Source organism: Pseudomonas sp. F1_0610 (assembly GCF_047470865.1).
GTDB lineage: Bacteria > Pseudomonadota > Gammaproteobacteria > Pseudomonadales > Pseudomonadaceae > JAZDRH01.
The window spans coordinates 61,917-68,400 of record NZ_JAZDRH010000018.1 but is presented as its reverse complement, the minus strand read 5'-3'; the positions used below and the strand labels follow the sequence as shown (position 1 = coordinate 68,400).

The following is a 6,484-nucleotide window of genomic DNA, read 5'->3' as shown; positions in this document are numbered from 1 at the left end:
ATAAACTCTTGTGAATTCACAGAGCTACTTGTGTTGCTGATAAATCTTGCGATCCTCAGTCTTTCTACACAAGCACCCACACGAATTGCTTGATTCAATTTTTAAAGAACTGTGATTAAGACAACTCATCGTCTCAATCAAGGCTGCGTATCTTACAGCAACCTAACTTAGTGTCAAGGATTATTTTAAACTTTCGTTTAACTTCTTTGTGAAGTAAAAACCCTTGAAACTTCAACAAGATCAACCGTTTAACCTGCTGCCCTGTTGGTGGACGCGCATTCTACAGCACGCCCATTCATTGTCAACAATTAATTTAAAAAAGTTGTGCTTTTACTTTTTTAAGATGATGCGAGCAAAGGCTTTCTTACCTGCTTGGCATAAGTAAGGGGTATCTAACTGACAAATGAAGTCACGCGTAACCACTTGCCCATCAACTTTAACACTACCTGCATTCAGTAAATCTCTCGCTGCTGCTGAGTTTTTCACTAAAGCTGCTTTATTTAGTACAGCGGAAATAGGTAAAGCTTCATTTGTAGCCAACGTAATTTCCGGTAAGTCTTCTGGCAACTCACCATCTGCCATGCGATTACCCGCTGATTTATGAGCATTAGCAGCAGCTTCCTCGCCGTGAAAGCGTGTAATTAACTCATGTGCTAATTCAATTTTAATATCACGCGGGTTTCGCCCAGCTTGCATTTCCTGCTTAAGTTTCTCTATTTCTTCTAGCGAGCGGAAACTTAAAAGTTCGAAGTAGCGCCAAATCAGTTCATCTGGCATAGAAAGCAACTTCTGGTACATCACGCCAGGCGCTTCACTAATACCAACATAGTTACCTAAAGATTTGGACATTTTATTGACGCCATCCAATCCTTCCAATAAAGGCATTGTGATAACGCATTGTGGTTCCTGCTCATAGCTGCGCTGTAATTCGCGCCCCATTAAGACATTGAAGGTTTGATCTGTACCGCCTAGCTCCACATCAGCTTGCAAAGCAACAGAGTCATATCCCTGAACTAGTGGATATAAGAATTCATGAATAGCTATAGGTTGGTGCGACGTGTAGCGCTTTTGAAAGTCATCGCGCTCTAACATACGCGCCACGGTATAGCGCGAAGCCAGGCGAATAAAGTCTGCAGGAGATAGCTTGTCTAACCATGTTGAGTTAAATACAACTTCGGTCAACTCAGGCTTAAGAATTTTAAATACTTGTTCTTTATAGGTTTCAGCGTTAGCTAATACCTGCTCTCGGGTGAGCGGAGGGCGTGTAGCGCTTTTCCCACTAGGATCACCTATACTGCCAGTAAAGTCGCCAATTAAGAATAGAACCTTGTGTCCCAACTCCTGAAACTGACGTAGCTTATTTAAAACAACAGTATGCCCTAAGTGTAAATCTGGTGCAGTTGGATCAAACCCTGCCTTTACACGCAGCTGACGTCCTGTCTTTAATTTCTCTACCAACTCTGACTCAACCCAAAGGTTTTCAGCTCCACGCTTAAGGAGCGCCAATTGTTCTTCAACGGCTTTCATCAACTATTCCACGATAACAAACATGAATTAAGAAACTTCACGATACAAGATTAAGCTGTAAAAACAACCGAAAAATATGTTTTATTTGTTGCTTGCGGAACTAAAGCAACTTTTTTTTCACAAAAGACTGCTAAGCTAGAAAGATTGACGTAGCACAGTGCTTCTCAAGTATTTGCTTGAACTCACAGCGGTTTCGACTTAATTTCATTTTACTATTATTTTGCCATTATTTTTCAGTATTGCTCGCCTATGATTACTAAGACTCCAATAGCGAAGCGTTATACAAAAAACCAGCTTTTAGTGGCTGGCAGTATATTCGCATTAGTAGGCCTCTCGTTACTTATCTATCCATCTCAAGATGTAGAGGCTAAAAAAACATTTTCCAATCTGAACCTAGACACTTCAGAGTTAGATACTGAGAATTTCTCACAAGCCTTATCGCTTGAAGATTTGCTCAATCAGCCCCACTTCGCCAAAAAGGCTTCACCTATTAGTGAAACTTTTATTCCAGGCATTAACGCTACGAACTTCCACATCAATTCTGTTTTACCTACTAATAAAGTAGTGAAGCTGACTATAAACAGTGGTGATACCTTATCCTCTATGTTCAACCAGGCCGGCCTAACCAATAGTACTATGTATAAAGTGCTAAATAGCCATAAAGAAGCTAAAGCCTTTAGCCGCCTCAATGCTGGACAAGAATTAGTCTTTGAATTAAGCCCTGAAGGCGACTTGATTTCCTTATCTATAGCTCTAAATAAACTTGAAAGCATCTCTGCAGTTAAAGACCCTGAAACTGATAATTTTAAGTTTGCAAAAGATGTTATTGTTCCTGAAATAGAAAAGCAGTATACCCGAGGCGTGATTCATAGCTCTTTGATGGGAGCGTCAAAAGAAGCTAACCTACCTTACTCAACGACTCTAGCCTTAGCTAATATTTTTGGATATGACATCGACTTTGCGCAAGATATACGCTCTGGCGATGAGTTTGAGTTAATTTACGAGAAAAAAACAGTAAATGGACAAATGGTAGGCGCTGGTAAAATTCTAGCAGCACGCTTTGTGAATAAAGGGAAAGAATACACGGCTATTCGTTATGCTGACTCTCATGGTATTGCTAGCTACTATACAGCTGAAGGCCGTAGCATGCGTAAAGCTTTTATTAGAACGCCTGTAGAGTTCAGCCGGATTAGTTCTCGTTTTAACCCAGGTCGCCGCCACCCCGTACTCAATAAAATTCGTGCTCATAAAGGCGTTGATTATGCCGCCCCTACAGGCACCCCTATTGTAGCGACAGGTAATGGTACTGTGATTCATGCAGGTTGGCGCGGTGGCTATGGTAATACTGTTATCATTAAACATGGCAACTCATACCAAACACTTTACGCTCACATGAAAAATATCGCTAAAGGTTTAAAATCAGGTAGCAGAGTTACTCAAGGTCAAGTTGTAGGCTATGTTGGTATGACGGGGCTAGCAACTGGTCCACATTTGCACTATGAGTTCCAAGTAAATGGTACTCACGTTGATCCTTTGAGCCAAAAGCTACCCACTGCAGATCCTTTAAATAGTAAAGAGTTAGCTCGCTTTAAAACCATAAGCCAACCACTTATGGCGCAAATGGATACTGAGCGTAAAACCATGCTAGCCAAAGCATCAACAGAAGAAGCCGCCGAGTTAGATCTGGAAGAATAAGTTGTCTTTTTATATTGGTATTATGTCAGGCACTAGCTTAGACGGAATTGATATCGTTCTAACAAGAGAAAGCGGAACAACTCAACTCGTTGATAGCCACTTTATTCCAATGCCTGCAAAGCTCAAGCAGCAATTACTTGAGCTTTGCACTCCTAGCCATAATGAAATTGAAAAGGCTGCACTTGCCGAAAACCAGTGGGCTACACTAGCTGCTGCTGGGGTAAAGCATATTTTGCATGCCAATACGCTAACAGCAAAAGATATTTGCGCCATTGGCAGCCACGGCCAGACAATACGCCACGAGCCTGCTCAAGGATTTACGCTACAAATAGGCAACCCTGCGCTATTAGCTGAACTTACCCATATCACTGTAGTTGCTGACTTTCGGCGACGTGATATAGCAGCCGGTGGCCAAGGTGCTCCTTTAGTTCCTGCCTTTCACCAACATCTTTTTAGCCAAGACCTTGCTAACTGCGCTGTACTTAATATTGGCGGCTTTAGCAATCTTAGCCTGCTTACAGAAGATAAAAGAGTCTACGGATTTGACTGCGGACCTGGCAATGTTCTATTAGATATTTGGATTAATACCCACTTACATGTGCATTACGATGCGCAAGGCAGCTGGGCTGCTTCAGGTAAAGTTAATGATTTTTTACTTGAGCAACTCCTCAGTGACCCGTTTTTTTCAGCTACTGGGCCTAAAAGTACAGGACGAGAAATTTTCAATCAGTTTTGGCTTGAAAACCAACTCCAAAACCATAGGCATTTAGCCAAACAAGATATACAGGCAACTTTAGTGGAGTTAACTGCTACTAGTATTAGCGAAGCATTACTAAAGGCGATGCCCAAATGCGAAGCAGTATTTGTTTGTGGCGGTGGTGCGCACAATAGTTATTTGCTCCATAGAATACAGCGTTTATTACCCACTATTAAGGTCACCACAACCGATGAATTAGGTGTTCCGGCTGACTGGATGGAGGCAATGGCTTTTGCTTGGTTAGCACACTGCTGCATGCACAAAATACCAGCAAACCGTCCTGAAGTAACCGGTGCTAAAGGCCTTCGAGTGCTGGGAGCTATCTATCCTGCATAAAAAATGGCGCTGCAAAGCGCCATTTTTGTTTTATTTAGCACTTAAATTGAAAATGATGAGCCGCATCCGCAAGTCGTAGTTGCGTTAGGATTATTAATGACAAAGCGCGAGCCTTGTAAACCTTCTTCATAATCGACTTCTGCACCAGCTAAATATTGAAAGCTCATTGGATCAACGACAAGACTTACACCTTCTCTTTCAATAATAGTGTCGTCATCAGCTACCTCTTCATCAAAGGTAAAGCCATACTGAAAACCAGAGCAACCACCGCCCGTAATAAATACGCGTAATTTTAAGCGTGGATTCCCTTCTTCCGTGACTAAGGATTTCACCTTATGCGCGGCAGACTCAGTAAATTGCATAGCGGCTGGGGTGAAAGATTCAACAGTCATTCAGAATTCTCCCGACTTATGGTCGTAAACCTAATAAGACATATTATAGAGCTTACTTGATGGCATTGGTCAACTATTAAGGCATTAAGGCTACTGTTTGTAAACCTGCGTTTTCCGCAACGCCAAACATAATATTCATATTTTGTATAGCCTGGCCAGATGCCCCTTTAACCAAGTTATCTATGACAGAAAGTACAACAACTATATCTTGATTTTGTGGCCGATGAATCGCAATACGACACATATTTGAGCCGCGTACACTACGAGTTTGTGGATAGCTACCAGCTGGCAATACATCCACAAAAGGTTCATTTGCATAGCGCTGTTCATATAAGGCTTGCAAGTCAATGTGATGATTAACCACTGTGCTATAAAGCGTTGCATGAATGCCGCGAATCATAGGTGCAAGATGTGGCGTAAAAGTAAGGCCAACCTTATTTTTTGCTGCACGTGTGAGGCCTTGTTCAATTTCAGGGAGATGCCTATGCCCAGCCACAGCATAAGCCATTACATTTTCGCTAGACTCACAGAGCAAAGAGCCTACTTTTGCACCACGCCCAGCGCCACTCACACCAGAAGCGCAACTTGCAATGAGCTGTTTTTCATTAGCCAAACCCGCTTCTAATAAAGGGATAAAGCCCAACTGCACGGCTGTCGGGTAACAACCGGGAACGGCTATTAAACGTGCCTGTTTGATAGCTTCTCGATTAACTTCAGGCAACCCATAAACGGCTTCGCTAAGCAACTCTGGCGCCCCATGCTCCTGCCCATACCACTGTGCCCACTGCTGTGCATCTTGTAAGCGAAAGTCCGCTGATAGATCAATAATGCGAGTTCCTAAAGCCAGTAACTCACCTGCCAAACCATGGGCTACCCCATGCGGCGTGGCAAAGAATACGACATCACACTGGCTCAACATTTGCGCGCTCGGATTACTAAAGCGCAAATCTGGGTAGTGTTCACGCAAATTAGGATACATTTGCGCAACCTGCATGCCTTGCTCTGAGCGAGAGGTAATCACCTCTACTTGTGCATGGGGATGCAATGCTAAAATTCTTAGCAACTCTACACCGGTATAGCCTGTACCACCAACAATGCCCACCTTTAACATGAACAACTCCTACCCATCATCTATTGCTGTATCATACGCTATGAGTGATTAAAAAGATGATTGCTTGTAAAAAATTCAATCATACAACTAATGCGGCATAGCATCACAGGCAGATTTTACAAGATATTGATATAATCAGGGCTACACTATCTACAAGGCCCTATCATGTTCTATCTCAGCTTTAAAGCCCTACATTTAATTGCTATGGTTTGCTGGTTTGCTGGTCTATTTTATCTGCCACGCTTATTTGTTTACCATGCAGCTAGCGAAGATAGAATTAGCCATGAACGCTTCTGCATTATGGAACGCAAGCTATACCGTGGCATTATGACGCCATCATTAATAGCCACCTTAATTTTTGGTGGTTGTATGTTGTATATGAATCCTAGTTGGCTAAAAAGCGGTTGGCTACACTTAAAACTTACTTTAATTTTTGTTTTAATAATTTACCATTTGCTATGCGGTGTTTTTTATAAAAAATTCAATAACAATAACAACCGAAAGTCTCATGTTTTTTATCGTTGGTTTAATGAAGCACCTGTTATACTTTTAATAGGCATTATATTTTTAGCTATATTAAAGCCTTTTTGACTATTATCACAGCCACTTCACACTTTTGTTTAATTCAGCTGCTAAATACAAGCATAAGCATCTATAATAAGGCTT

General features: G+C 41.9%; 6 protein-coding genes. 3 read left to right on the top strand and 3 right to left on the bottom strand.

The annotated features are described in order from the left end of the window. Positions 1 to 330 precede the first annotated feature (330 nt). Positions 331 to 1,527, bottom strand: coding sequence for a tyrosine--tRNA ligase (gene tyrS / locus VQ643_RS11055; protein ID WP_414199833.1), 1,197 nt, complete (start codon positions 1,525 to 1,527; stop codon positions 331 to 333). Positions 1,528 to 1,776: 249 nt separating this feature from the next. Here tyrS and VQ643_RS11050 point away from each other — a divergent pair, with 249 nt between their 5' ends. Both VQ643_RS11050 and VQ643_RS11045 read left to right on the top strand, forming a co-directional pair. Beyond that, the gene (locus tag VQ643_RS11050; RefSeq protein ID WP_414199832.1) at positions 1,777 to 3,222 is read left to right on the top strand and encodes a peptidoglycan DD-metalloendopeptidase family protein; all 1,446 of its coding nucleotides are present in this window, start codon (positions 1,777 to 1,779) and stop codon (positions 3,220 to 3,222) included. Between the two features lies 1 nt (position 3,223). After that, positions 3,224 to 4,315, top strand: a complete 1,092-nt coding sequence (locus tag VQ643_RS11045; RefSeq protein ID WP_414199831.1) for an anhydro-N-acetylmuramic acid kinase — start codon at positions 3,224 to 3,226, stop codon at positions 4,313 to 4,315. A gap of 41 nt (positions 4,316 to 4,356) precedes the next feature. Here the strand turns inward: VQ643_RS11045 and erpA are convergent, their stop codons facing one another. Together erpA and argC are read right to left on the bottom strand one after the other, a co-directional pair. Next, positions 4,357 to 4,707 carry an iron-sulfur cluster insertion protein ErpA gene (gene erpA, locus VQ643_RS11040; RefSeq protein WP_414199830.1) on the bottom strand — a complete coding sequence of 117 codons (351 nt, stop codon included), beginning with the start codon at positions 4,705 to 4,707 and terminating at the stop codon, positions 4,357 to 4,359. 76 nt (positions 4,708 to 4,783) lie between these two features. After that, positions 4,784 to 5,818, bottom strand: a complete 1,035-nt coding sequence (gene argC, locus VQ643_RS11035; protein ID WP_414199829.1) for an N-acetyl-gamma-glutamyl-phosphate reductase — start codon at positions 5,816 to 5,818, stop codon at positions 4,784 to 4,786. A 165-nt stretch (positions 5,819 to 5,983) separates the two neighbouring features. Here argC and hemJ point away from each other — a divergent pair, with 165 nt between their 5' ends. After that, entirely contained in the window at positions 5,984 to 6,409 is a 426-nt protein-coding gene (gene hemJ / locus VQ643_RS11030) for a protoporphyrinogen oxidase HemJ (protein WP_414199828.1), read from the top strand. The last annotated feature ends 75 nt before the right edge of the window (positions 6,410 to 6,484 follow it).